The 23,352-nt window shown below is 73.0% G+C and carries 21 protein-coding genes and 1 pseudogene; 11 read left to right on the top strand and 11 right to left on the bottom strand.

What is annotated here, in order from left to right; all coding sequences use genetic code 11:
- Positions 1 to 11: 11 nt before the first annotated feature.
- The 4 genes and pseudogenes from ACIQGQ_RS31920 to ACIQGQ_RS31905 all read right to left on the bottom strand — a co-directional run.
- A pseudogene (locus ACIQGQ_RS31920) lies at positions 12 to 321 on the bottom strand (helix-turn-helix domain-containing protein); the annotation flags it as partial.
- 404 nt (positions 322 to 725) lie between these two features.
- Positions 726 to 1,301, bottom strand: a complete 576-nt coding sequence (thpR, locus tag ACIQGQ_RS31915; RefSeq protein ID WP_402402467.1) for an RNA 2',3'-cyclic phosphodiesterase — start codon at positions 1,299 to 1,301, stop codon at positions 726 to 728.
- A gap of 128 nt (positions 1,302 to 1,429) precedes the next feature.
- Complete coding sequence (locus ACIQGQ_RS31910) at positions 1,430 to 2,764, bottom strand: MFS transporter (RefSeq protein ID WP_402402464.1); 1,335 nt, start codon at positions 2,762 to 2,764, stop codon at positions 1,430 to 1,432.
- 93 nt (positions 2,765 to 2,857) lie between these two features.
- Complete coding sequence (locus tag ACIQGQ_RS31905) at positions 2,858 to 3,298, bottom strand: MarR family transcriptional regulator (protein ID WP_366297705.1); 441 nt, start codon at positions 3,296 to 3,298, stop codon at positions 2,858 to 2,860.
- Between the two features lie 144 nt (positions 3,299 to 3,442).
- On the opposite strand from ACIQGQ_RS31905, the gene ACIQGQ_RS31900 reads away from it, so the two are divergent.
- Positions 3,443 to 3,667 (top strand): hypothetical protein, encoded by a 225-nt coding sequence (locus tag ACIQGQ_RS31900; protein ID WP_402402461.1) that lies wholly within the window; start codon positions 3,443 to 3,445, stop codon positions 3,665 to 3,667.
- Here ACIQGQ_RS31900 and ACIQGQ_RS31895 read toward each other — a convergent pair.
- Positions 3,660 to 5,114 carry an NCS2 family permease gene (locus ACIQGQ_RS31895; RefSeq protein ID WP_402402458.1) on the bottom strand — a complete coding sequence of 485 codons (1,455 nt, stop codon included), beginning with the start codon at positions 5,112 to 5,114 and terminating at the stop codon, positions 3,660 to 3,662. The two genes, ACIQGQ_RS31900 and ACIQGQ_RS31895, sit on opposite strands and share 8 nt — an antisense overlap.
- 272 nt (positions 5,115 to 5,386) lie before the next feature.
- Here ACIQGQ_RS31895 and ACIQGQ_RS31890 point away from each other — a divergent pair, with 272 nt between their 5' ends.
- The gene (locus ACIQGQ_RS31890; protein WP_402402455.1) at positions 5,387 to 5,677 is read left to right on the top strand and encodes a DUF2530 domain-containing protein; all 291 of its coding nucleotides are present in this window, start codon (positions 5,387 to 5,389) and stop codon (positions 5,675 to 5,677) included.
- Between the two features lie 145 nt (positions 5,678 to 5,822).
- Positions 5,823 to 8,303 (top strand): cation-translocating P-type ATPase, encoded by a 2,481-nt coding sequence (locus ACIQGQ_RS31885; RefSeq protein ID WP_402402452.1) that lies wholly within the window; start codon positions 5,823 to 5,825, stop codon positions 8,301 to 8,303.
- Between the two features lie 77 nt (positions 8,304 to 8,380).
- On the opposite strand, the gene ACIQGQ_RS31880 is transcribed toward ACIQGQ_RS31885, so the two are convergent.
- The 4 genes from ACIQGQ_RS31880 to ACIQGQ_RS31865 all read right to left on the bottom strand — a co-directional run bounded on the left by ACIQGQ_RS31880 (position 8,381) and on the right by ACIQGQ_RS31865 (position 14,883).
- The gene (locus ACIQGQ_RS31880; protein WP_402402449.1) at positions 8,381 to 9,154 is read right to left on the bottom strand and encodes a DUF5707 domain-containing protein; all 774 of its coding nucleotides are present in this window, start codon (positions 9,152 to 9,154) and stop codon (positions 8,381 to 8,383) included.
- A gap of 170 nt (positions 9,155 to 9,324) precedes the next feature.
- Positions 9,325 to 10,197: a calcium-binding protein gene (locus ACIQGQ_RS31875; protein WP_402402446.1), complete on the bottom strand. Its 873-nt coding sequence runs from the start codon at positions 10,195 to 10,197 to the stop codon at positions 9,325 to 9,327.
- Between the two features lie 201 nt (positions 10,198 to 10,398).
- Positions 10,399 to 13,644, bottom strand: a complete 3,246-nt coding sequence (locus tag ACIQGQ_RS31870; protein ID WP_402402520.1) for a sacsin N-terminal ATP-binding-like domain-containing protein — start codon at positions 13,642 to 13,644, stop codon at positions 10,399 to 10,401.
- 294 nt (positions 13,645 to 13,938) lie between these two features.
- Positions 13,939 to 14,883: a DUF3027 domain-containing protein gene (locus tag ACIQGQ_RS31865; protein ID WP_402402443.1), complete on the bottom strand. Its 945-nt coding sequence runs from the start codon at positions 14,881 to 14,883 to the stop codon at positions 13,939 to 13,941.
- 406 nt (positions 14,884 to 15,289) lie between these two features.
- Here ACIQGQ_RS31865 and ACIQGQ_RS31860 point away from each other — a divergent pair, with 406 nt between their 5' ends.
- Genes ACIQGQ_RS31860 through ACIQGQ_RS31845 form a run of 4 tightly spaced genes read left to right on the top strand, consistent with a single transcriptional unit; the run spans position 15,290 to position 18,815 of the window.
- Complete coding sequence (locus ACIQGQ_RS31860; RefSeq protein ID WP_402402440.1) at positions 15,290 to 16,687, top strand: MFS transporter; 1,398 nt, start codon at positions 15,290 to 15,292, stop codon at positions 16,685 to 16,687.
- A gap of 27 nt (positions 16,688 to 16,714) precedes the next feature.
- On the top strand, positions 16,715 to 17,194 hold the full coding sequence (locus tag ACIQGQ_RS31855; RefSeq protein WP_385214603.1) for a DUF2771 domain-containing protein: 480 nt from the start codon (positions 16,715 to 16,717) through the stop codon (positions 17,192 to 17,194).
- A 51-nt stretch (positions 17,195 to 17,245) separates the two neighbouring features.
- Entirely contained in the window at positions 17,246 to 17,956 is a 711-nt protein-coding gene (locus tag ACIQGQ_RS31850; protein ID WP_402402436.1) for a futalosine hydrolase, read from the top strand.
- On the top strand, positions 17,937 to 18,815 hold the full coding sequence (locus tag ACIQGQ_RS31845; protein WP_366297683.1) for a 1,4-dihydroxy-6-naphthoate synthase: 879 nt from the start codon (positions 17,937 to 17,939) through the stop codon (positions 18,813 to 18,815). The genes ACIQGQ_RS31850 and ACIQGQ_RS31845 overlap by 20 nt, the downstream gene beginning before the upstream one ends.
- A 129-nt stretch (positions 18,816 to 18,944) precedes the next feature.
- Here ACIQGQ_RS31845 and ACIQGQ_RS31840 read toward each other — a convergent pair whose 3' ends face one another.
- A complete protein-coding gene (locus tag ACIQGQ_RS31840) occupies positions 18,945 to 19,328 on the bottom strand; it encodes a cold-shock protein (RefSeq protein WP_352278636.1) in 384 nt (127 codons plus the stop codon).
- A 219-nt stretch (positions 19,329 to 19,547) separates the two neighbouring features.
- Here ACIQGQ_RS31840 and ACIQGQ_RS31835 point away from each other — a divergent pair, with 219 nt between their 5' ends.
- From ACIQGQ_RS31835 to ACIQGQ_RS31820, 4 genes are all read left to right on the top strand, one after another.
- On the top strand, positions 19,548 to 19,772 hold the full coding sequence (locus tag ACIQGQ_RS31835) for a hypothetical protein (protein ID WP_402402431.1): 225 nt from the start codon (positions 19,548 to 19,550) through the stop codon (positions 19,770 to 19,772).
- A gap of 102 nt (positions 19,773 to 19,874) precedes the next feature.
- A complete protein-coding gene (locus ACIQGQ_RS31830; RefSeq protein WP_402402428.1) occupies positions 19,875 to 20,345 on the top strand; it encodes a MarR family winged helix-turn-helix transcriptional regulator in 471 nt (156 codons plus the stop codon).
- Positions 20,342 to 21,829 (top strand): MFS transporter, encoded by a 1,488-nt coding sequence (locus tag ACIQGQ_RS31825; RefSeq protein ID WP_402402425.1) that lies wholly within the window; start codon positions 20,342 to 20,344, stop codon positions 21,827 to 21,829. The genes ACIQGQ_RS31830 and ACIQGQ_RS31825 overlap by 4 nt, the downstream gene beginning before the upstream one ends.
- Positions 21,826 to 22,416, top strand: coding sequence for a cysteine hydrolase family protein (locus ACIQGQ_RS31820; protein WP_402402422.1), 591 nt, complete (start codon positions 21,826 to 21,828; stop codon positions 22,414 to 22,416). The genes ACIQGQ_RS31825 and ACIQGQ_RS31820 overlap by 4 nt, the downstream gene beginning before the upstream one ends.
- Positions 22,417 to 22,579: 163 nt before the next feature.
- Here ACIQGQ_RS31820 and ACIQGQ_RS31815 read toward each other — a convergent pair whose 3' ends face one another.
- Positions 22,580 to 23,203, bottom strand: a complete 624-nt coding sequence (locus ACIQGQ_RS31815; RefSeq protein WP_402402419.1) for a histidine phosphatase family protein — start codon at positions 23,201 to 23,203, stop codon at positions 22,580 to 22,582.
- Between the last annotated feature and the right edge of the window lie 149 nt (positions 23,204 to 23,352).

Below are 23,352 nucleotides of genomic sequence, written 5' to 3'. Positions count from 1 at the left end.
CCGCTACGTCCGGGGAAGGCCCGGCGGTAGCCGCTCGGCGACACCCCGATCCGCTTGAGGAAGTGGTGGGGGGGGGGGGAAGTCGTTCGCCGTGCCGAGGCCGCTCGGTTCACCGACCCTGGCGACCGGCAGGTCCGTCGCCTCCAGCAGGCTCTGGGCCTGTCGCAGCCGCTGGTCGAGGAGCCACCGCCACGGGGTCGCCCCCGTGGCCGCCTGGAACCGCTGGTAGAGGCTGCGCGGGCTCATCGCGGCCCGTCGTGCCAGGTCCTCGACCGTCAGCGGCCGGTCGAGGCGCTGCCCGGTCCGCTGGTCGACCGGGGCGCCCGGACGGCCGCGGAGGCGGTCGCGGCGAGCCCGCTGGTCCTGACCCGCGTACTGGACCACGACGCGCTGCGCCCGGCCCTCGGCCCCGCAGAGGGCGCCCCGGCGGGCCGGACCCTGGTCGGCCTCGGTTCCGGTTCCCCGGAGCAGGCCCGCGAGGTCGCCGGATCCGCCACCCTGCTGTGGTGCACGGGCCGCGCCCCGCTCCCCGGTCTGCCCCGGCGCACGGAGTGGCGGTGGGACGGGACCGTGCGCACCGCTTGGAGCGGATCGGGGCGGGGCGGGGCGCCGGTCAGGATCCGACGGCGGCTGCCACGGCGACGACGGCGAACATCAGTACGAGAGCGGCCGCCATGATGCGGTTTCTGGTCTTGGGATCCACCCTTCGAGCCTAACCGCCCGGCTCAGTGTCCCAGCGCCCAGGAGGCGACCACTTCGTACCGGGGCCGTTCTCCGAGCACCCCGGAGTCCGGCAGGTTGCTGCGGACGAGGGTCAGCTCGCCGACCTCCCACGCCGTGCCCTCGAAGGAGGCGAGCGCCTCGACACAGGGGCGCAGATCGGCCCCGGCGCGGCGGCTGCGGGCGAGGGTGAGGTGCGGGGTGTAGCGGCGGTGCTCGTCCATGGGGATGCCGGTGCGGCGGGCGGCGGCGTCGGCGCGCTCGGCGAGGAGCCGGAGACTGTCGAGCGAACCGGCCGCCCCGGCCCAGAGCGCCCGGTCGCCGAACCGCCCGGCGCCGTGGAGGCGCAGCGGGAAGGGCTCGGTGCGGCGGGCGGCCCGGCCGAGGCGCTCCGTCAGCTCGGGCAGCAGTTCCTCGTCCACGGGCCCGAGGAAGGCGAGCGTGAAGTGCCAGCCGGGCACGCCGGTCCAGCGGAGCCCGGCGGCCTCGGGCGAGGCGTGCAGCGGGGCGACGGCGTGGCGCAGCTCCTCGACGGCGGGGGCGGGCGGCAGCACGGCGACGAAGAGTCGGAGACGGCTCATGCGCCGAGTCTCGCACCGCCCCGGGCCGCCCGGGCCCGTTCCGCCCGCCCGAGCGGCACCGCCCGTACCCCCCGGTGAACGGGCGGTACGGGCGGTGTCGCTCGGGCGTGTCCGCGCCGTTCTCCGGCCTACGCCGCGGCGGCCAGCTCCTCGCGGGGTACGAAACGCACGTGCGGCCGCCCGGGGCGCAGGTCCACCCGGAGCCTGAGGCCGCCCGCGCGGGCCAGCATCAGGCCGACGCCGATCGCCGCCAGCAGCGAGAACGCCCCGCCGACGGCCATGCCGGTACGGACCCCGTAGGCGTCGCTGATCCAGCCGACGATCGGGGCGCCCACCGGCGTACCGCCGGCGAAGACCATCATGTAGAGGCTCATGACCCGGCCCCGCATGGCCGGATCGGCGGCCATCTGGACGCTGGTGTTCGCGCTGATGTTGGTCGTCAGCCCGATCATGCCGATGGGGAGCAGCAGGATCGCGAAGATCCAGACGGTCGGGGCCATCGACGCGATGATCTCCAGCAGCCCGAAGGCGGTTCCCGCGGCCACCAGCATCCGCAGCCGGGAGGAGCGGCGGCGGGCGGCGAGCAGGGCTCCGGCGAGGGAGCCGGCCGCCATGAGGATGTTGAAGAAGGAGTACATCCCGGCGCCGCCGTGGAAGATCTCGTCGGCGAAGGCGGTGAGCCAGATCGGGAAGTTGAACCCGAAGGTGCCGACGAAGCCGACCAGGACGATCGGCCAGATCAGGTCGGGGCGGCCGGAGACGTAGCGCAGCCCCTCGCGGAGCTGGCCCTTGGCGCGCGGGACGACGGTGACCTTGTGGAACTCCGCGGGGCGCATCAGCAGCAGGCCGACGAGCGGGGCGGCAAAGGACAGGCCGTTGAACATGAAGGCCCAGCCGCTGCCGACCGTGGTGATCAGGACACCGGCGACGGCCGGGCCGATGAGCCGGGCGGACTGGAAGTTCGCCGAGTTGAGGCTGACCGCGTTGCGGAGCTGGGCGGGGCCGACCATCTCGGAGACGAAGGACTGACGGGCCGGGTTGTCGACGACCGTCACCACGCCGAGCAGGAAGGCGATCAGGTAGACGTGCCACACCTGGACCACGCCGGAGAGCGTGAGCACCGCGAGCGCGAGGCCGCACAGGCCGAGCGCCGCCTGGCTGACGAGCAGCAGCTTCCGCTTCGGGAAGCGGTCCGCGATGACTCCGCCGTAGAGGCCGAACAGGAGCATCGGGAGGAACTGGAGGGCGGTGGTGATGCCGACCGCGGCGGCGGAGCCGGTGAGGCTCAGCACGAGCCAGTCCTGGGTGATCCGGGCCATCCAGGTACCGGTGTTGGAGATCACGGCGCCCGTGGCGAACAGGCGGTAGTTGCGTATCTTCAGCGACGAGAAGGTCCCGCCGGACTTGCTCTCGTGGGTGGAAGTCGGTGCGGGGGCGGAGTCTGCTCCGGATCCCGTACTCAAAGGGGTTCGCCTCCTCGGGCATCTGCGGTCACTGGGTGACGGGGCGGCCGGACGGGCGGCGCGCCGGCTGTGGACCGGCGGCCGCCCGCCCCGCTACAGGTGGGCGAGCTTCTCCAGCACGGGTGCGGCCTTGCGAAGCGTCTCCCACTCCTCCTCGTCCAGGCCCTCGGCGAGGGCGGTCAGCCAGGCGTTCCGCTTGGAGCGGCTCTCTTCGAGCATGGCTTCCGCCCGCTCGGTCTGGCTGACCACCTTCTGGCGACGGTCATCGGGGTGCGGTTCCAGTCTGACGAGGCCCTTCGCTTCCAGCAGCGCGACGATGCGGGTCATCGACGGGGGCTGTACGTGCTCCTTGCGGGCCAGCTCGCCCGGGGTGGCCGAGCCGCACCGGGCGAGCGTGCCGAGCACGGACATCTCGGTGGGGCTCAGCGACTCGTCGACGCGCTGGTGCTTGAGGCGCCGGCTGAGCAGCATCACGGCGGAGCGGAGGGAGCTCACGGCGGCGGCACTGTCGCCGTCGTGGATCAGGTCAGGCATGTTCATTAGCGTAACTCATTACTCAACCTAAAGACCATTCGAGGCGCACACGCGGGAGCACTTCGCCCAATCCCTCACTCGAACGAGTGAGTCACCTCCGGAAAGTGACACGGGGCGGCGCAGCGGAACGTAACCCTGCTGGCCATGGGATCGACTGTGCTCAGTCTGCGGGTGGACGGCGAGCTGCTCGACCGGCTCCGGCAGCATGCCGCAAAACGCGGAATGAGCGTCCAGGACTATGTGGTCCGGACGCTCATTCGCGACGACTTCGACGAACGCTTCAAGGCGGCCGTCGACGAGACGGAGAAGTTCTACGGCCCGGGGGACGCCGACGGGGACGCCGGGGTCAGGGCCGGAGGGATCACGTGAGGCCGAGGGCCGGCATCGCGTAGTAGAAGACGAAGACCGCCGAGACCACGTACATCGGGACCGGCACCTCGCGCCAGCGGCCGGCGACCACGCGCAGCACGGAGAAGGCGATGAAGCCGATGCCGATGCCGTTGGTGATCGAGTAGGTGAACGGCATCATCAGCATGGCCAGGAAGGCCGGGATGGAGAGCGTGTAGTCGCTCCAGTCGATGTCCCGCACCGAGCCCGAGATGATCAGGAAGCCGACCGCCAGCAGCGCGGGGGTGGCCGCCTGCGAGGGGACCATGGTCGCGAGCGGGGTGAAGAACAGCGCCGCGGTGAAGAGCAGGCCCGTCACGATGCTGGCGAAGCCGGTACGGGCACCCTCGCCGACGCCCGCCGTGGACTCCACGAAGCAGGTGGTGGCCGAGGAGGAGGTGCCACCGCCGGCGGCGACCGCGATGCCGTCCACGAACAGCACCTTGTTGATGCCGGGGAAGTTGCCGTCGGCGTCCGTCAGCTTGGCCTCGTCGCCGACGCCGAGGATGGTGCCCATCGCGTCGAAGAAGCAGGACAGCAGCACGGTGAAGACGAACAGGATGCCGGTGAGCACGCCCACCTTGCTGAAGCCGCCGAACAGGCTGGCCTCACCGATCAGCCCGAAGTCCGGGGTGGCGACCGGGTTGCCCGGCCACTGCGGGACGGTCAGGCCCCAGGAACCGGCCGGCAGGTCGCCGACGGCGTCGATGACCACCGCGACGATCGTCATCGCGACGATGGAGATCAGGATCGCGCCCGGCACCTTGCGGACGATCAGCCCGAGGGTGAGCAGCGCGCCGAGGACGAAGACCAGGACCGGCCAGCCGTTGAGGTGACCGTCGCCGCCGAGCTGGAGCGGGACGGTGGTGTGCGCGGCGTCCGGGATGCGGGAGACGAAGCCCGAGTCGACCAGGCCGATCAGCAGGATGAAGAGACCGATGCCGATCGCGATGCCTTTGCGGAGCGAGGTCGGTACGGCGTGCATCACGCGTTCCCGGAGCCCGGTCGCGACCAGCAGCATGACCACGATGCCCGCGAGGACCACCATGCCCATCGCGTCCGGCCAGCTCATCCGGGGGGCGAGCTGGAGCGCCACGACGGTGTTGACGCCGAGCCCGGCCGCCAGGGCGATCGGCACATTGCCGATGACACCCATCAGGAGGGTGGAGAACGCGGCGGACAGCACGGTGGCGGTGACCAGCTGGCCACCGTCGAGCTGATGGCCGTACATGTCCTTCGCGCTGCCGAGGATGATCGGGTTCAGCACGATGATGTACGCCATCGCGAAGAACGTCGCGAATCCGCCACGGATTTCGCGGGCGACCGACGACCCCCGCTCGGAAATCTTGAAGAAACGGTCCAGACCGTTCTGCGGCTGGGGGGCCGCAGGCTGCTGGGCGTCGACCGGAGCGGTGGCCGAGGGGGACATGTATGACCTCAGTCGTACGTAGTTGGGGAGGAATGAGTGAGATTTGGACGATCTAACGAACAAATCAAGTCATTATGAAGCAGATTCAGTATGAATACATGAGGTGAAGATCGCTATCTCCGCGCGTAGAACATCGATGACCTGGGCCGGAAGGGCTTCATAACGTTTTGGAGCGGCCGGATACAGCCGCCCGAAGGCGTGCCGGCACCCTCCGTTCGGCCCTGCGGAAGGCTTCGGGGACGCCTCGAACAGGGGCCCCATACACTGACCCCATGGCGAAGTGGACACCGAAGCACGAGGCACCCGAGCCCCTGGAGGGGCCCGTCGTCGCCACCATCACCGGCGGCACGATCCTCTGGTTCGTCCTCTTCCTGGTCCAGATCCCCTTCTACCGCTGGTTCGACGACCACGGCCACCTGTGGTGGGTGTGGACGTGCCTGGCCGGCGGGGGGCTCGGACTGATCGGCATCTGGTACGTCCGCAAGCGCGACGCGGCGATCAAGCGGGCGGCGGCAGCGGCCGCCACCGCCACCCCGGCCGCGGGCGGCGGGAGCGCCGCTTAGGGGATGCCCAGCAGGGCGTACTACCCCGGCACCGGTCGTCCCGTACCCCCACAGGACCATTCCCCCCTGGCCCACGTCCTCCGCCGGTCTGATCTTCGGACCGGCCGGTGGGTGATTCGGGCCATCTGCCCGTACCGTCGAAACCATGACGCAGCGGGCATCGAATCCCTCCGATGAGCACACCCCGGGCATAGCGGGCTCCACCGGCCTGCCCGGCCCGGCCACGATCGACGCCGGGGCCGAACTGGATCCGGTCCACCCGGTGGGGCTGCCCGCCCCGGCGGTGGACCCCCGCGGGCTGACCGCGGCCGAGGTCGCCGAGCGGATCGCGCGCGGCGAGGTCAACGACGTACCCGTCCGGTCCTCCCGCTCGCTGCGCGAGATCGTGCGGGCCAACGTCTTCACCCGGTTCAACCTGATCATCGGCGTGCTCTGGCTGATCATGCTGTTCGTGGCGCCGTTCCAGGACAGCCTCTTCGGCTTCGTGATCATCGCGAACACCGGTATCGGCATCATCCAGGAGTGGCGGGCCAAGAAGACCCTGGACTCCCTGGCGGTCATCGGCGAGGCGAAGCCCACGGTGCGGCGGGACGGAGTGGCCGCCGAGATCTCCACCTCGGAGATCGTCCTCGGCGACCTCATCGAGCTGGGCCCGGGCGACAAGGCGGTGGTGGACGGCACGGTCGCCGAGGCCGACGGGCTGGAGATCGACGAGTCGCTGCTCACCGGCGAGGCCGACCCGGTGCTGAAGCGGCCCGGCGACCCGGTCATGTCCGGCAGCTTCGTGGTCTCCGGCGGCGGCGCGTTCACCGCCACCAAGGTCGGCCGCGAGGCCTACGCCGCCCAGCTCGCCGAGGAGGCGTCCCGCTTCACGCTCGTCCAGTCCGAGCTGCGCACCGGCATCTCCACGATCCTCAAGTACGTCACCTGGATGATGGTGCCGACCGCGCTGGGCCTGGTCATCAGCCAGCTGGTCGTCAAGGACAACAACGTCAAGGAGTCGATCGCCCGCACCGTCGGCGGCATCGTCCCGATGATCCCCGAGGGGCTGGTGCTGCTGACCTCCGTCGCCTTCGCGATCGGGGTGGTGCGGCTCGGCCGCAAGCAGTGCCTGGTGCAGGAGCTGCCCGCCATCGAGGGGCTGGCCCGGGTCGACGTCGTCTGCCTGGACAAGACCGGCACCCTCACCGAGGGCGGCATGGACGTCACCGAGATGCGGATGCTGGGCGGTGCCGACGAGAAGTACACGGGTGCCGTGCTCGGTGCCCTCGGCTCCTCCGACCCCCGCCCCAACGCCAGCCTCCAGGCCATCGTGGACGCCTACCCGGACGCCGGGTCCTGGCGGTGCACCGCCACGCTGCCGTTCTCCTCGGCCCGCAAGTACAGCGGCGCCGCCTTCGACGAGGGCGACGGCCGCGACTCCACCTGGCTGCTCGGCGCCCCCGACGTCCTGCTGCCCGAGCAGGACCCGGCGCTCGGCGAGATCGAGCAGCTGAACCAGCAGGGGCTGCGGGTGCTGCTGCTGGCCCGCGCGCAGGGTCCGCTGGACGGCCCGGACGTGGCCGCCGGCGCCGTACCGAGCGCCCTGGTCGTCCTGGAGCAGCGGCTGCGGCCGGACGCCGAGGAGACCCTGGCGTACTTCGCGGACCAGCGGGTCGCCGCCAAGGTGATCTCCGGCGACAACGCGGTCTCGGTCGGCGCGGTCGCGGCGAAGCTGGGCATGCAGGGCGCCGAGCACACCCTGGACGCGCGCCGGCTGCCCACCGACCCGGACGAGATGGCGACCGCCGTGGAGGAGAACGCGGTCTTCGGCCGGGTCACCCCGCAGCAGAAGCGCGACATGGTCGCCGCCCTCCAGTCCCGCGGCCACACCGTCGCGATGACCGGCGACGGCGTCAACGACGTACTGGCGCTGAAGGACGCCGACATCGGCGTCTCCATGGGCTCGGGCTCCGAGGCGACCCGGGCCGTCGCCCAGATCGTGCTGCTGAACAACAGCTTCGCGACGCTGCCGTCCGTCGTCGCCGAGGGCCGCCGGGTGATCGGCAACATCACCCGGGTCGCGACCCTCTTCCTGACCAAGACCGTCTACTCGGTGCTGCTGGCGATCCTGGTGGTCTGCTCGCAGGTCGACTACCCGTTCCTGCCGCGCCACCTGACCCTGCTGTCCACGCTGACCATCGGCGTACCGGCGTTCTTCCTGGCCCTCGCGCCCAACACGGAACGGGCCCATCCGCACTTCGTGCGCCGGGTCATGCGGTACGCGATCCCGTCCGGCGTCATCGCGGCCGTCGCGACCTTCGCGACGTATCTGATCGCCCGCCACCACTACACCGGCCCGAACGCCCTCGACGCCGAGACCAGCGCGGCCACGCTCACGCTGTTCCTGGTCTCGATGTGGGTGCTGGCGATCATCGCCCGTCCGTACACCTGGTGGCGGATCGGCCTGGTGCTGGCAATGGGGCTGGCGTTCCTGGTGGTGCTGGTGGTGCCGTGGCTCCAGGAGTTCTTCGCGCTGAAGCTGGTGGGTACGGCGATGCCGTGGACGGCGGTGGGGATCGCGGTGGCGGCGTCGGCCCTGCTGGAGTACGCCTGGCGGCTGGTCGGGCGGCGCTTCCCCTCCTGAGGCGCGCGGCCCGCGTCCTGACCCGCGCGGCTCCCGGCACGGGAAAGGGCGGTCCCCGGTCGGGGGCCGCCCTTTCGTCACCTCACGTCGACGAAGTCACCGGCGGCGCTGACGGCCGGGGTGGTGGACGTGCCGGCGAAGCTGTAGCGCCAGTAGCCGTCGACCGAGGCCTTGGCCGTCGTCTTCAGCGTGCCGGTGCTGCTGGTCCTGATGGTCTTGACGGTGGTGTAGGTGCTGCTGTCCTTCTTGCGGAACTGCAGCTTCACCGACTGGCCCGCGTAACCGTGGTACGCGTGGTCCTCCCAGTTGGCCCGGGAGAGCTTGCCGGTGATGGTGAGGGTCTTGCCCTTCTTCACCGGCTCGGGCGCGGCGTTGACCGTCAGCTTCGAGTAGCGCTGCACCCGGGCGGTCGAGGCGAAGTCGGAGGAGGTGTCGGAGCCGTCCACGGCCCGGGCGCCCGCCAGTACGTGCCAGGTGCCCGCCACCGCGTTCTTCGGCAGGTCGACCCGGGGGTCGACGGTCAGGGTGAGCGAGCAGGTGCTGGTGGTCGCGTTCACCGCGGTGCAGGTCGCCCGTTCCTCGTTCGGCAGCAGGACGGCGTCCAGCCCCTCCTCCTGGTCCTTGCCGTGCCACAGGAGCAGCCAGCCGGTGTCGATGCCGGAGGGGTGGGAGGCGGTGACCGAGACGGTGACCGTGCGCGGCGCGGTCGTCCCGAGGACGATGTCCTTGCCTCCGTTGACGGTGACCTTCGAGACGACGGGGGCGACCGGTGCGGCGTGCGCCGCCGGGAGGCCGAGGGCGGACAGGACCAGGGCGCCGGAGGCCGCGGCGACGGCGGAACGGGTACGCATGGGGTCTCTCCGTGGGTATGGGGCCGGGAACACCGGCAGGGCACGAAGGCAGGGCATATACGTACGCAGCGGGACCCCCTCGGTGGGGGATTCCGCTGCGTACGGGTGGGTACCGCTCCGCGCTACCGCTTCGCGGCCCGCTTCACGAGCTGCACGAACTACTTCACGAGTTACTTCACGTCGACGAAGTCACCGGCGGCGCTGACGGCCGGGGTGGTGGACGTGCCGGCGAAGCTGTAGCGCCAGTAGCCGTCGACCGAGGCCTTGGCCGTGGTCTTCAGCGTGCCGGTGCTGCTGGTCTTGATGGTCTTGACGGTGGTGTACGTGTTGCTGTTCTTCTTGCGGAACTGGAGCTTCACCGACTGGGTCGCGTAGCCCTGGTACTTGTAGGTCTCCCAGTTGGCCCGGGAGAGCTTGCCGGTGATGGTGAGGGTCTTGCCCTTCTTCACCGGCTCGGGCGCGGCGTTGACCGTCAGCTTCGACAGCCGCTGCACCCGGGCGGTGCTGTAGTAGTCGGTGTACGCGAAGGCGCTCTCGTCACCGGCGAGCGCGGCCGCCGTGACGTGCCAGGTGCCGGCCAGGGAGTTCTTGTACAGGTCGTAGCGCGGGTCGATCGTGAACGTCAGCTTGCACGTCGAGGTCGTGGCGTTCACCTTGGTGCACTTCGCCACCTCCTCGTTCGGGATGACGGCGCCGTCGACGTCGTCCCCGTTGGTGCCGTGCCAGAGGTCGGCGTAGGCGTCGGAGACGCCGGTGGGGTGCGAGGCCGTGATGGAGATGGAGATCGTCTTCTTGGCCGTGGTGCCCAGGACGATGTCCTTGCCGCCGTTGACGACGACCTTCGAGATGACCGGCTCCGTGACGTCGGCGGCGGCGAACGCGGACGCCTTCGCCGCACCCCGGGCAGCGGTGCCGAAGACCTCGGCACCCGACGTCGGCTTGTTCAGGTTCGGGGTGGAGTCGCCCGCCTGAGCGGCCGGGACAACCAGAGCAGACAGGGCCAAGGCGCCGGAGACGGCAGCAACAGTGGCTCGAATTCGCATGTATTTCCCCGTGGAGGAAGGCCCCGCGGGCGCGGGACGCGCCTCGGCGGGGCTGGTTCGGACGGTGAGTCTGCTGACTCGTGAGACCAGACCCGCGAGGCGCGTAAAGGGTTGTACAAGAAAATGAATTTCTTGCGAAGGTCACGCATATGCGTACGTACGGCCCGGCCGGGCCCCGGATTCCCGGGGCCCGCGCCCGCCTCAGTCGAACCAGCGGTCCCGGGCCAGCTCCTCCGTACGGGACGGGTCCTCCAGCAGCGCCGCGACCTCGAAGCGCCGCGGCCACTGCCCCGCCGCCCAGGCCAGCCCCGCCGCGACGCCCTCCAGCGTGGCGGCGTGCACCGTGCCGTCCGGCGTCCGGCGCCAGTCCAGCTCGACACCGCCCGCGCGCAGCTCGCCGTGCTCCAGGTACACGTCCGGCGTGCCCGCGCCGAGGAGGGCCCGCACCGACTCCGGTACGCGGTGCTCCTCGCCCTCCGTCGTCACCTCCGCCGCCACGCTCTCGCCGAGCCGCCGCACCTGGAGCAGCTCGGCCAGCTCCGCGGCCCGCGCGGGGGCGACCGGCAGCAGCGGCAGCCCGGCGGTGAGCGGCAGCAGGTCCGGGGCGTCCGCGATCAGGGCGTCCGCCGCGTCCACCACCCGTACCTCCCCGTCGACCACCGCGCGCACCTCGTCCACCAGCGTGACCTGTTCCGGGTCCAGATCGGCCAGCGCCGTGTACAGCGCGTGCAGCTGTACGGGGTCGACCGGGCGCTCCGGGTCCGCGAGCCGGCCGAGGAGTTCGGCGGCGCCGCCCGGCTCGTCGAGCAGCGCGGCCACGGAGGTCCGCACGCCCAGCGCGTGCAGCACCTGCGCGTCGTCGAAACCGGTCGCGTCGGCCGCGTCGTACAGCCCGGCCAGCCTCGGGTCGCCGCCGGCGGCGCGCAGCCCGGCGGGGCGGCGGCCGTCGAGGACCGGGTGGTCGCGCAGCCACCAGGCGGTGTAGGGGCGGACGGACTGCGTGGTGCCGTCCGGGAGCAGCACCCGCACCGGCTGGGTCAGCGCGTCGCGCAGCGGCGGTCGGGCGAGCAGGGCGAGCGCCTGCGGCCAGGCGTCGTCGGCGACGAGGTCGAGGTCGCGGACGGCGACGATCTCGGTGGCGACCGGCGGTACGGGGCTGTCGGGGAGCCGGTCGAGGACGTCCTCGCACCAGACGTCGACGGCGTCCAGCAGCCCGGCGTCGTCGGGTTCGGCGAAGTCGCCCTCGCGCGGTTCGAGTTCGTCCGGGTCGAGGACCACGTCGGTGGCCCGGACGAGGGCGAAGGTGGCGAGCACCCCGCAGGCGGTGAGCGGCTGTTCGCCCCAGCGGTCGGCCAGCTCCTGGTCGACCAGGGCCAGTTCGTCCTCGCGCATGACGGCGGCGAACGGACTGTCGGGGAGGACGAGTTCGCCGGCGGGGGCCGGTTCGCCGTCCTCGTCGGGGAGGGCGAGGGCGCCCAGCCAGGGTTCGTCGCCGGGGGCCAGCTCGGCGTCCCGCACCAGGGTGAGGACGGTCTCGGCGAGCTCGTCGGCGTCCAGCCCGTCCTCGTCCCAGATCTCGCCCGCGTCCAGCGATCCGGCGACGGCGGCCCGCACCTGCGGGGTGGTCAGCACGGCGCGCGGGGTGGCGGGCAGGGCGCCCAGCTTCTCCAGGAGGGGGTGGGCGGCGTCCGGGTGGGCGACCTTCAGCCCGAGCCGGGCGAGCCGCTCCAGGACCGGGCCGGTGAGGGCGTCGGGGAGCGGCAGGAGGACCTGGCGCGGCCCGATGGTGGTGCGGGGCAGGACGGGGGCGAGGGGCCCGCCGTCCTCCGGCCCGTCCGACCCCGGCCCGTCCGCGCCCGGCGTCCCGGCCAGCGGCACGGGCAGGCCGGTGAGGCGGTCCGGGTCGATGCCGGAGAGGCTGTCGTAGAGCCGCCGCCACCAGCCGGGGTCGCGTTCCAGCCCGGCGAGCCGGTCGATCGCCTCGGTGAGCGGCACCCGGGCGACGCCCAGCGTGCGCAGCTCGGCGCGGCGTTCGAGGCCGGCGGGCAGCAGGCACGGCAGCACCTCGGCGAGCACCCGCACGGTCTCGGCGCCGACGCCCTCCACCACCTCGGCCTCGATGGGGCGCAGCGCCCCGGTGGCCTCCTCGGCGGGGGGTGCGTCCGTGGCGGCGTCCTCCCAGCCGTACCGGCCGGCGGCCTCGTCGGGGGCGGTGTCGCGGGGGGCGGCGGGGGCCAGGAACGCGATGCGCGGCAGCCGCTCCAGGATCGCGGCGCGCAGCCTCCCGTCGAGTTCGCCGGTGCCGAGCGGGCCGGGCACCAGGTCGACGGTGGCGGCGGTGACCGGCCGCCAGGCGGCGAGCAGTTCGGCGTACGCGTCGGCGGCTCGCTCCACCAGGAAGTCGGTGAGCGGTCCCGGGGCGAAGTGGCGGCGCGCGGTGTCCAGGGGCAGCGAGGCGATGAGCAGCGCGGGGACGCCGAGGGGTTCGTCGGTGGGGGTCGGGGCGTGGACGACGGGGAGGGTGCGGGGGCGGACCGGGGCGCCCTCCGCGTCCACCGGGACCGCCCAGGTGACCGACCAGTGCGGGCGCAGCCGCTCCTCGCGGGGGCGGTCGGCGAGGAGCGCGGGCTCGACGGGGCCGTGGTGGGTGACGGTGCGCCAGCGGTTGGTGCCGTGCGCGGAGTCGTCGACGTGGGTGTACGGGCCGTGCTCGGTGCGGCGCAGGGTGCGGACGGTCCCGGGGGTCTCGATCACGATCTCTTCGAGGCCGCGCAGGGTGAGCAGCAGGGCGTCGTCGACCGCGGCGAGCAGCCGGTCCACCAGGTCCTCGGCGGTGCCGTCGCGCAGCGGGAGGACGACGACGGTGTCGTAGCCCTCGGGTGCGGTGCCCTCGGCGGGCAGCGGGAGCCGGAGCAGCGGTACGTGGCCGTCGCGGCGGCGCAGTTCGTCGCCGAGACCGGGGCTGGCGGTGGCGGCCCCTGCGGCGAGGTCGCGGGCCTCGGCGAGGGACCAGCGGACGCCGCCGTGCCGGCCGACCACGGCGGGTTCGTCGCTCACCGCGAGGACCGCGGCGAAGCCGACGCCGAACCGGCCGACCGCGCCCTCGTGCCCCTCCCGCTTGGCGGAGGCGCGGAGCGTGGAGAGCGACTCGACGCCGGTGGCGTCCAGCGGCGCCCCGGTGTTGGCGGCGGCGAGGACGGCGGGGCCGTCCGGTCCGGCGGGGTGCAGGGTGAGGCGGAGGCGGCCGGGGACACCGGCGCGGGCGGCGGCGTCGGCGGCGTTCTGGGCCAGCTCGACGACGAGGCGGTCGCGGTAGCCGCCGAGCGCCAGCTCCTCCTCCGCGTTGGCGTCCTCGCGGAACCGGGTGGGGCCGGCGCCCCAGGAGTCGAGCACTCCGCGCCGCAGTCGCGCGGTCCCGAACGGGTCGGCCCCCTCGGTCGCATTCATGCCCACGCTCTGCTCCGCTCTTTCCGGTATCCGGTCACGCACGGCCCATGGGGCCCAGTGTGCGCCCGAAGGTACCGGGTCCTCGCGCGGGGCGTGGCCACGGGACGGCGCATCGACCGGTTCGGGCGCCACCGCCCGCGGGGTGCGGCCGTCCGGGGACGTGCCCGTACGCGGACCCGGCCGGAAGCGGCCCGAAGGCGCGGGCCGTACGCGGCCGCCTCCACACGTGGCCGGGATCCCCCACAGGCCCGTCATCCGTCACCGGAACCGGCCCGGAGGCGCGGGCCGGGCCGCCTACGAGTGGCCGAGGTCCTCCGTCGGCTCGTCCGCCTCCGCCGGGACCGACCCGGAGTCGCGGGCCGGGCGCAGCGGGTACTCGTCGACCCGCATCGTGTCCAGCGCGTGCGGCGCGGGCTTCGGCGTCTTCGGCATGACCGCCGCCTCGGAGTGCCCGCCGCAGCCGTACGCGAGCGAGACGACCCGCCCGTCGGCCGGGCCGAACTCGTTGGCGCAGACCCCGAACGCCTGCCGGAGCGACCCGGCCAGCGGCACCAGGAAGGCGCAGGAGGAGCAGGTGGCCGGGGCCGCCTGGGCCATCGGCGTCCTGGCGCCGAACTCCTCGTCCCACCGGTCGGCCGCCATGTGCAGCCCGTACCGGGACAGCACCCGGGCCCGCCGCATGCCCAGCTCGTCCGCGACCGCCGCGATCGAGCCCCGGGTCGTCGTCGCGGGGCGCGTGGTCAGCTCGGCGTCCTCCACGTCGGCCCGCTCGGCCAGCTCGTGGGAGACCTCGGGGACCGCGGAGTTCGGCGGCGGCTCGTCCTCGCCGGTGTAGCCGGGCTCCAGACGGATGTCGTCCGCCTCGGTGGGCAGCAGGTCGCCGGGGCCCATGTCGCCGGGGCGCAGCCGCTCGCTCCACGGCACCCACTCCGGGGCGAGGAGGGCGTCACCTCCCGGCAGCAGCACCGTTTCGTCGATGGTCACGTACCGGGCGCGGGAGGCCCGGGCCACGGTCACCGCCCAGCGCCAGCCCCGGTAGCCGGGCTCCTTGCACTCGAAGAAGTGGGTGACGACCCGGTCGCCCTCGGAGACCACGGCGACATGCTCGCCCACGATCCCCGGGGCGGCGGCCTCCTCGGCGGCCGCCCGGGCCAGGTCTACCGCCTCGGCGCACAGGCGGTCGGGAACGGGGGTACGGGCCGCACGGGCCGTACGGCTTCGCGTCGTCGCAGCACTCACAGGTCTCGCTTCTCTCCTACGCCAGTCTCACGAGCGCCGCCAGCACATCCATCGGTTTCGGCCATGACGGACGTGGGCGGAGCGGACCTGGGGGCCGCGTCGACGTCCACACCCGTTGCTGCCTGCCTCGGGCACACCTTTCGTATCCCATTCTGCGGGATCGCCGAGAGGCGCGCGGCCGAGAACAATCGCCGGTGGCGCGCTACGCACGCTACCCTCTCCGCCGCGCCCCGCCCACCTGCCCGTCCCAAACGAGGCCGTATCCGGTGTCGTGTCCCGGACCTGCCGCGCGTGAGCGGCCCGCCGGGCGCGGCCGCCGGGACGCGGTGCCGGACCGGTGACCGTACGGGGCGCGCCGCGCACCGAAGCCCGTACGTCCCCACCGCCTCTGGGGCAGTATGGCGACGTGGCTGCCGCCAGGTCGCACCAGGACGCCGGGCCGGTCCGCAGGACGGGCCGGGCGGTCGGCCGCGCCCTGCGCGCCCCGTTCACCGGCACCGCCCGCGCCGTCCGGCGGGCGACGCACGCGCACGGCGCCGGGGAGTCCGGCCTCGGCAAGCTGATCGAGCTGCACGCCGTGAACGGCGCGGGCGACGTGATGATCACCGTCGCGCTCGCCTCGACGGTCTTCTTCTCCGTGCCGACCGACGAGGCCCGCGGCCGGGTCGCCCTCTACCTCGCCGTGACGATGGCGCCGTTCGTCCTGCTCGCCCCGGTGATCGGCCCGCTCCTGGACCGGCTGCCGCACGGCCGCCGCGCCGCGATGGCGGCGTCGATGCTGGCCCGCGCGGTGCTCGCGGTCGCCCTCTCGGGCGCGGTGGCCACCGGCGGGCTGGAGCTGTATCCGGCCGCCCTGGGCGTCCTGGTCTGCTCGAAGGCGTACGGGGTGGTGCGCAGCGCCGTGGTGCCCCGGCTGCTGCCGCCGCGCTTCTCGCTGGTGAAGGCGAACTCCCGGGTGACCCTGGCCGGGCTGCTGGCGACCGGGATCGCCGCGCCGATCGGGGCCGGGCTCCAGTTCGTCGGGCCCGCCTGGCCGCTGTACGGGGCGTGCGTGGTCTTCCTCGGCGGGACCGTGCTGGCCTTCACGCTGCCGGGCAAGGTCGACTCCGCGAAGGGCGAGCGGCGGGCCCGGCTGGTCCCGGCGCACGAGGCGGTCCCCCCGTCCGGCGCGGGGCGGGGCGGCCGGCGGAGCAACGGGGAGCGGCGCCCCGGGCTGCGCTCGGTGGGCCCGTCCGTACTGAACGGCCTCCAGGCCAACGCCGCGCACCGCGCGCTGTCCGGCTTCCTGATCTTCTTCCTGGCCTTCCTGCTGCGCGAGGACCCGTTCCCCGGGCAGAGCGCCGTCGTCTCGCTCGGCGTCGTCGGCGTCGCCGCCGGGGCCGGGAACGCGATCGGTACGGCGGTCGGCTCCTGGCTGCGGGCCCGCGCCCCCGAGGCGATCGTCGTGGCGATGCTGGCCCTGGCCCTGGGGACCGCGGTGCTCGCCGCGCTCCTCTTCGGCACGGTGACGGTCGCCGCGCTGAGCGCCGTCGCGGGCTTCACCCTGGCCCTGTCGAAGCTGTCGCTGGACGCGATGATCCAGCGGGACGTGCCGGAGGAGGTGCGGGCCTCCGCGTTCGCCCGGTCCGAGACGGCGCTCCAGATGGCGTGGGTGGTCGGGGGCGGTATCGGCATCGCCCTGCCCCTCAACGGCGTACTGGGCATGGCCGTCGCGGCGGGCCTCCTCGCCCTCGGTGCCGCAACGTCCGTACGGGGTCTGGTGGGCGCCGCACGACGCGGCTCGCCGCACCCCCGCGTGGCGTGAACCGGAGCGCCCGATAGCCTTCGGCCCATGACCGTTGCGTTCTTCTCCGGTAAGGGCCGTCGAATCGGCGTCGCTCTTGGTGCCGTGTCCGCGGGACTCCTCGTCCTCTCCGCCTGCGACAAGCCGACGCCGCTCGCGACCGTAACGGTCGGCGGCAACTCGGTGAGCACCGAGGCGTCCTGCTACAACGACGGCAAGGCCCTCAAGAAGTCCGACTACCAGAGCTGCCTCAACAAGAAGGCGGAGAAGTCCGTCGAGGTCGCGATGGACGACAAGGTCCGCTTCGGCGTCGACCCCGAGATCGCGGACAACGGCTGGACCCTGTTCATCAACGGCCAGCAGGCCGAGCAGGAGCCGTACACGAAGACCTACCGGTCCATCCCGGGCTCCGCGTTCTTCTCCAGCCAGACCGGTGAGACGGCGGACAAGACGCAGATCTCCATCGTGGAGACCAAGGACAAGCAGCTCGTCGGCGTCTGGCACTTCGAGCTGAAGAAGTCCTCCTGACCGTCGCCTGACCGTCCTCCGACCTCTTCCCGACTCCGGAGAGTCCTTTCCGTGCGTGTGCTCGTCGTGACCGCTGTCCCGGTGGAACGGGACGCGGTCACGCGCACGTTCGGGGAGCCTTCCGTGCGCCGGGTGCCCGGTGCGGAGATCCACCGTGCGGGCCCCTTCGACGTCCTGGCGGGCGGCGTGGGCCCGGCCGCCGCGGCGGCGTCGACGGCCTTCGCCCTGGCCGCCTCCGGCCCGGCCGGGGACGGTTACGGCCTGGTGGTGTCGGCCGGGATCGGCGGCGGGTTCGCCCCGCTCGCCCCGGTCGGCTCCCTCGTGGTGGCCGGGCGTCTCGTCGCCGCCGACCTGGGCGCCGAGACGCCCGGGGGCTTCGTGCCCGTGACCGGCCTGGGCTTCGGGCGCGACCAGCACCTCCCGCCCCGGTCGCTGGTACGGGCCGTGGCCGACGCCACCGGCGCGGCCACCGGTGACGTGCTCACCGTCTCCACCGTGACCGGCAGCGCCGAGCGTGCCGCCGCCCTGCGCGCCGCGTACCCGGCGGCCGCCGCCGAGGCGATGGAGGGCTTCGGGGTCGCGGAGGCCGCCGGGCTCACCGGCGTGCCCGTCCTGGAGCTCAGGGCCGTGTCGAACGCGGTCGGCCCGCGCGACCGGGACGCCTGGCGCATCGGCGACGCCCTGACCGCGCTCGCCACCGCGTTCGGGAAGCTCGCCCCCGTACTGGAAGGTTGGACCAGCCATGACCACCACGACGCCTGACCAGGTGCCCGCCCCGGCGGCCCCGCTCCGGATCGCCTACTCGCCCTGCCCGAACGACACGTTCGTCTTCGACGCCTGGGCGCACGGCCGGATCCCGGACGCGCCCGCCCTCGATGTCACCTTCGCGGACATCGACATCACCAACGGCCTGGCCGAGCGCGGTGAGCTGGACGTCCTGAAGGTCTCGTACGCGGTGCTGCCGTGGGTCCTCGACGAGTACGCGCTGCTGCCGTGCGGCGGGGCGCTGGGCCGGGGCTGCGGCCCGCTCGTCCTCACCCGGGAGCCGGGTACGGACCTGACGGGCCGGACGGTCGCCGTGCCGAGCGAGCGCTCCACCGCCTATCTGCTGTTCCGCCTCTGGGCGGCCGAGGTGGTGCCGGGCGGGGTCGGCGAGATCGTCGTCATGCCGTTCGACGAGATCATGCCCGCGGTGCGGGACGGGAAGGTGGACGCCGGTCTCGTCATCCACGAGGCCCGGTTCACGTACCAGAACTACGGGCTGCACAACCTCGCCGACATGGGCCGCCACTGGGAGGACACGACCGGGCTGCCGATCCCGCTGGGCGCGATCATCGCCAAGCGCTCGCTGGGCGCGGAGACCCTGAAGCTGCTCGCCGAGTCGGTGCGCGCCTCGGTGCGGGCGGCCTGGGACGACCCGGAGGCGTCCCGCCCCTACGTGCTGGAGCACGCCCAGGAGATGGATCCCGCCGTGGCGGACCAGCACATCGGGCTGTACGTCAACGAGTTCACCGCCGACCTCGGCGAGGACGGCTACGCGGCGATCCGGGGCCTGCTGACCCGGGCGGCAGCCGAAGGACTCGTACCGCCCCTCGGCCCGGACGCACTGGCGTTCGCCTGATCCCGGCCACCGTTCGGGGGCCGGGTCGGACGTGCGGGAACGGGGCCGGGATCCGGGAGTCCGGGTACGGCCGGTCGGGCGTCGAACCGGTCGGAGGTCAGCGGGCCAGCCGGTCAGCCGGTCAGCCGGTCAGACGTCGAGCTGGTCGGCCACCGCGCGCAGCAGACCGCCGATCTTCTTGCCGGCCGCCTTGTCGGGGTACCGGCCGCGTTCCAGCATCGGGGTGATGTTCTCCAGCAGGGTGGTCAGGTCCTGCACGATGGACGCGAGCTCGTCCGGCTTGCGGCGCTGTGCGGCCGCGACGGAGGGGGTCGGGTCCAAAACCGTCACCGAGAGCGCCTGGTCCCCACGCTGACCTGCGACGACGCCGAATTCGACGCGCTGGCCCGGCTTGAGGGCGTCCACGCCGTCGGGCAGCACGGAGGAGTGCACGAAGACATCTCCGCCGTCGTCGCGGGAAAGGAAACCGAAGCCCTTCTCGCTGTTGAACCACTTGACCTTGCCAGTCGGCAAAGCACGCACCCCATCTCAACCCGTATGCCCGTATGCCGGAACAAAGCCTCAGCAGGTCAGGCTATCCAGTGGTGGTGCTGTCCCCTGCTGGCAGCAGCCTCCCCAGGGGGGGTACCCGCCGTCAAGCCTGATCATCCGGACTCTGTCCGGAAACGACACCCACCGCGGACCCCGGTGGCCGAACAGCGGTTCGCCGCCGCCGGGACATACCCTGGCGGGGTGAGTACTACACCTTCTGGCGCGGGCGACCGGCTGATCCGGATCGGCGCGATCGTCTTCTTCGTCGGCGCACTGTCCACCCTGGCCACCATGGCCCCGCTCTTCCTCGGCACCCATCCGCTGCCCTCCATCGCCTGGTCGCTCTGCATGCTGATGGGCGTCGGCTTCCTGATCGCCGCGGCGGGCGTGGTCCGGTCGGCCCGGGCGAACTCGGCCAAACGCTGAGGGCTGCCCCCACAGGACCCCAGGGCACCCCGGCCGGGCACCCCCACCAAGAAATACCCAAGTAACTTGGCAAAGTTACTTGGGTAGTTTTACGGTGGGCCCATGACCGAGAACCCCGGGCCCCAGGACACCACCGCGACCGCCGAGCGCCTCCATGACGCGGTGAAGCGGCTGCGGGCCCGCCTGCGCACGGAGTCCGGGCAGCACTCGACGGGGCTGAGCCCGACGCAGCTGAGCATCCTGGCGAGCGTCGTACGCGAGGGTCCGGTCACGGCGGCCCGACTGGCCGCGACCCAGCACGTCAGCGCGCAGGCCATCGCCCAGAGCCTCGCCGTGCTCAAGGCGGCGGGCCTGGTCCACAGCGAGCCGGATCCGCGGGACGGCCGCAAGAAGCTGATGAGTGCCGACGCGTCCGCGACCGCGCTGATCGACAGGCTGCTCGCGGGCCGCGCCGCCTTTCTGGCCCGCGCCATCGACCAGGTCGTCGCGGCGGACGAACACGCGGACATGGACAGGGCGATCGAGCTCCTGGAGCGGCTCGCCGACATCGACCTGGGCGAAGGCTCCCGATGAGAGCGGCCTCCGCCGGGGCGGAGCCCGCGATACCCGGGCCCGCCGGCAAGCCCTTCGGCTGGACCTTCACCGCGCCGCTGTACGTGGGCTCCAGCCTCAACCCGATCAACAGCTCCGTCATCGCGACCGCGCTGGTCCCGATAGCCGTCGATCTGAACGTGGCGGTCGGCGCCACCGCCGTCCTGGTCTCCTCCCTCTACCTGGCCAGCGCCGTCGCCCAGCCCACGGCCGGCAAGCTCGCCGAGGTGCTGGGGGCCCGCCGGGTCTTCCTCACCGGCATCGTGCTGGTTCTCGTCGGCGGGGTCGTCGGCGCCCTCGGCCAGAACCTGGCCGTGCTCACCGTCTCCCGGGTCCTGATCGGGCTCGGCACCTCGGCCGGGTTCCCCTGCGCCATGGTCATGATCCGCCGCCGGGCCGGGGAGGCCGGTCTCGGCCGACCGCCCGGCACCGTGCTCGGCGGACTCGCCGTCGCGGGCATGGCCACCGCCGCCGTCGGCCCGCCCCTCGGCGGCCTCCTCGTCGGTGCGGCGGGGTGGCGGTGGGCGTTCCTCGTCAACGTCCCGGTGACCCTGATCGCGCTGCTGATGGCGGTACGGCTGCCGAAGGACCCGCCGCTGGAGCCCTCCGACAGCGGCTTCGCGCGGATCGCCCGCCGTGTCGACCTGGTCGGCATCATCGGCTTCGCGGCCACGATGACCGCCCTGGTCGTCCTCCTGATGGACCTGCCGCACCTGAACCGGGCCGCGCTGGCCGTCCTCGTCGTGGCCGCGGTCCCGACCGCCCGGTGGGAGCTGCGCCGCGCCGAGCCCTTCTTCGACCTGCGGGGGCTGACCGCGAACGGCGCGCTGACCCGCACCTATCTGCGTCAGGCGCTCACCCTGCTCGGCGTGTACTCGGTGATGTTCGGGCTGACCCAGTGGATGGAGGCCGCCCATGGCCTGTCCGCGGTGCGGACCGGGCTGATGCTGCTGCCGATGGGCGCCGTCTCCGCGCTGCTGTCGCGCCCGCTGGCCCGCCGCAATCTGGTGCGCGGTCCGGTGATCGCCTCCGCGCTGAGCATGCTGGCCGGTTCGGTCGGCATCATGCTGCTCGACTCCGACAGCCCGGCTCTCGCGCTGGTGCTCGTCCCGCTGGTCTTCGGCGTCACGACGGCGACGACCACCGTCGGCAACCAGACCGCCCTCTACCAGGCCGCCCCCGCCGACCGGATCGGCACCGCCTCCGGGCTGTTCCGCACCTTCGGCTATCTCGGCACCATCACCTCGTCCGTGGTCGGCGGCATCGTCTTCCGTGACGGTGTCGGCGACCACGGGCTGCACGTCCTCGGCCTGGTGCTCGTCGTGGCCGGGGTCGCCACCCTGTTGCTGACCGTCCTCGACCGTGACCTGATGCGGGGTGGCGCCACGGCCGTCCGAGCCGTGTCCCGCCGCCCCGATTCCCGTAACCCCGATTCCCGTGACCCCGCAAGGAGAGACCCGCAATGACCTCCCCCACCGTTCCCGCCCTCGTCGCCGGGCGGACCGCGCTGCTGTCGATGGACTTCCAGAACGGGATCGTCCCGCTCGCCCCCGAACCCGACGCGCTCCTCGCCCGGGTGGCGGGCGCGATCGCCGATGTCCGGGCCGCCGGCGGCACCGTCGGACACGTCCGGGTCGCCTTCACGGAAGAGGACTGGGACGCCGTCCCCGACCGCAATGTGTCCTTCGCCGCGGCCGCCGCCGCGAAGGCGATGCACCACGAGGACGGGACCACCCAGTTCCACACGGCGGTCGCCCCGCAGGACGGCGACATCGTCGTCCGCAAGGTCCGCTTCGGTGCCGCCTCCACCACCGATCTGTACGCCCGACTGGCCGAGCGCGGCATCGACACGCTGGTCCTCGCCGGGATCAGCACCAGCGGCGTCGTCCTGTCGACGGTGATGGACGCCGCCGACCGCGACTTCCGCCTCTACGTCCTGTCCGACTGTGTCGCCGACCGTGACCCGGAGGTCCACCGGGTCCTCGTCGAGAAGGTCTTCCCGTCCCGGGCCCGCGTCATCGACACCGCCGGGCTCCGCGAACTCCTGGGCTGAACGGGTACCCCGGCCCCGTCACGGGTAGCTCCGCTGCGGTGCGCGGTCGTCGGCCCCGAGGCCCGGATCGAGATCAAGCGCATGACACCCGTGTGGGATCCGTCCCGCCCCCGGCGGCCCAAGGACGCCGAGGACATCGCGCGTCTGGAGACGGCCCTCCGGCTCAGACGTGGAGCTCCGGCGGACAGCCGGTCCAGCGGATCCCGGCGGGGAGGTGGCCGGTGTCGTTGAAGAGGAGGACGGCCGGCGGGCGGTCCGGCGCGTAGTGGATGACGGTCAGTGCCGCGTTGGCGTGGTTGATGCCCAGCCACCGCCACTTCGGCGCACCGAGCGCGGCGCGGATCAGCCAGCCGGTGAGGAAGTTGTGGGTGACGAGCAGTTCGTGGCGGGGCTCGTCCCCGGCGACGGGCCCGGTGAACCGGTCGAGCGCCGCCGCCGCGAGTCGGGGGCCCTCCGCGCGCTCCTCGGCGGTGAACCGGTCCAGGAACGCCGTCCAGTCGTCGGCCGCCTGGGACGGCAGTTCCTCGCGCCCGGGGAGGTAGGGCACGTAGTCACCGGCTTCCTCCGAGCACCGCAGCGGAACCCCGGCGAACCCTTCTCCGACCAGCCGCGCGGTCTGCCGGGCGCGGGCCAGCGGCCCGTGGTGGATCGCCGCGAGCGGCACCCCGTCGAGCCGCTCCCCCAGCAGCCGGGCCTGCCGTCGTCCCGCGTCGGTCAGCTCGCTCTCGTCCGGCGACGCCTCGCCGTGCCGGGTCAGATAGAGGTAGCGGGCGGCCGTGCCGGTCATGGGCTGGTCCCTCCGTGGAGTCGATGCCGCGATCCTCCCGAGGGACGCCACCGCGCACGGCCCCAGTTCCCGGAGGCCGAGGGCTTCGAAGCCGCGGGTCGGGGTACCCCCCTCGCGAAAGAACGTGACACCTGAGGGGTGACTGTCAC

This window comes from Streptomyces sp. NPDC092952 (genome assembly GCF_044754785.1).
Classification (GTDB): Bacteria; Actinomycetota; Actinomycetes; order Streptomycetales; family Streptomycetaceae; genus Streptomyces.
The sequence above is the reverse complement of the archived record's forward strand: the minus strand, read 5'-3'. Positions and strand labels throughout refer to the sequence as shown.

What these genes read in the sequence shown, in the direction of transcription:
- ACIQGQ_RS31855 (WP_385214603.1), top strand. Translation starts at nt 16,715, where the DNA reads ATGACCGTTGCGTTCTTCTCCGGTAAGGGCCGTCGAATCGGCGTCGCT.
- ACIQGQ_RS31890 (WP_402402455.1), top strand. Translation starts at nt 5,387, where the DNA reads ATGGCGAAGTGGACACCGAAGCACGAGGCACCCGAGCCCCTGGAGGGG.
- ACIQGQ_RS31895 (WP_402402458.1), bottom strand. Translation starts at nt 5,114, where the DNA reads ATGTCCCCCTCGGCCACCGCTCCGGTCGACGCCCAGCAGCCTGCGGCC.
- ACIQGQ_RS31900 (WP_402402461.1), top strand. Translation starts at nt 3,443, where the DNA reads ATGGGATCGACTGTGCTCAGTCTGCGGGTGGACGGCGAGCTGCTCGAC.
- ACIQGQ_RS31870 (WP_402402520.1), bottom strand. Translation starts at nt 13,644, where the DNA reads ATGAATGCGACCGAGGGGGCCGACCCGTTCGGGACCGCGCGACTGCGG.
- thpR (WP_402402467.1), bottom strand. Translation starts at nt 1,301, where the DNA reads ATGAGCCGTCTCCGACTCTTCGTCGCCGTGCTGCCGCCCGCCCCCGCC.
- ACIQGQ_RS31820 (WP_402402422.1), top strand. Translation starts at nt 21,826, where the DNA reads ATGACCTCCCCCACCGTTCCCGCCCTCGTCGCCGGGCGGACCGCGCTG.
- ACIQGQ_RS31905 (WP_366297705.1), bottom strand. Translation starts at nt 3,298, where the DNA reads ATGCCTGACCTGATCCACGACGGCGACAGTGCCGCCGCCGTGAGCTCC.
- ACIQGQ_RS31880 (WP_402402449.1), bottom strand. Translation starts at nt 9,154, where the DNA reads ATGCGTACCCGTTCCGCCGTCGCCGCGGCCTCCGGCGCCCTGGTCCTG.
- ACIQGQ_RS31825 (WP_402402425.1), top strand. Translation starts at nt 20,342, where the DNA reads ATGAGAGCGGCCTCCGCCGGGGCGGAGCCCGCGATACCCGGGCCCGCC.
- ACIQGQ_RS31875 (WP_402402446.1), bottom strand. Translation starts at nt 10,197, where the DNA reads ATGCGAATTCGAGCCACTGTTGCTGCCGTCTCCGGCGCCTTGGCCCTG.
- ACIQGQ_RS31885 (WP_402402452.1), top strand. Translation starts at nt 5,823, where the DNA reads ATGACGCAGCGGGCATCGAATCCCTCCGATGAGCACACCCCGGGCATA.
- ACIQGQ_RS31815 (WP_402402419.1), bottom strand. Translation starts at nt 23,203, where the DNA reads ATGACCGGCACGGCCGCCCGCTACCTCTATCTGACCCGGCACGGCGAG.
- ACIQGQ_RS31830 (WP_402402428.1), top strand. Translation starts at nt 19,875, where the DNA reads ATGACCGAGAACCCCGGGCCCCAGGACACCACCGCGACCGCCGAGCGC.
- ACIQGQ_RS31845 (WP_366297683.1), top strand. Translation starts at nt 17,937, where the DNA reads ATGACCACCACGACGCCTGACCAGGTGCCCGCCCCGGCGGCCCCGCTC.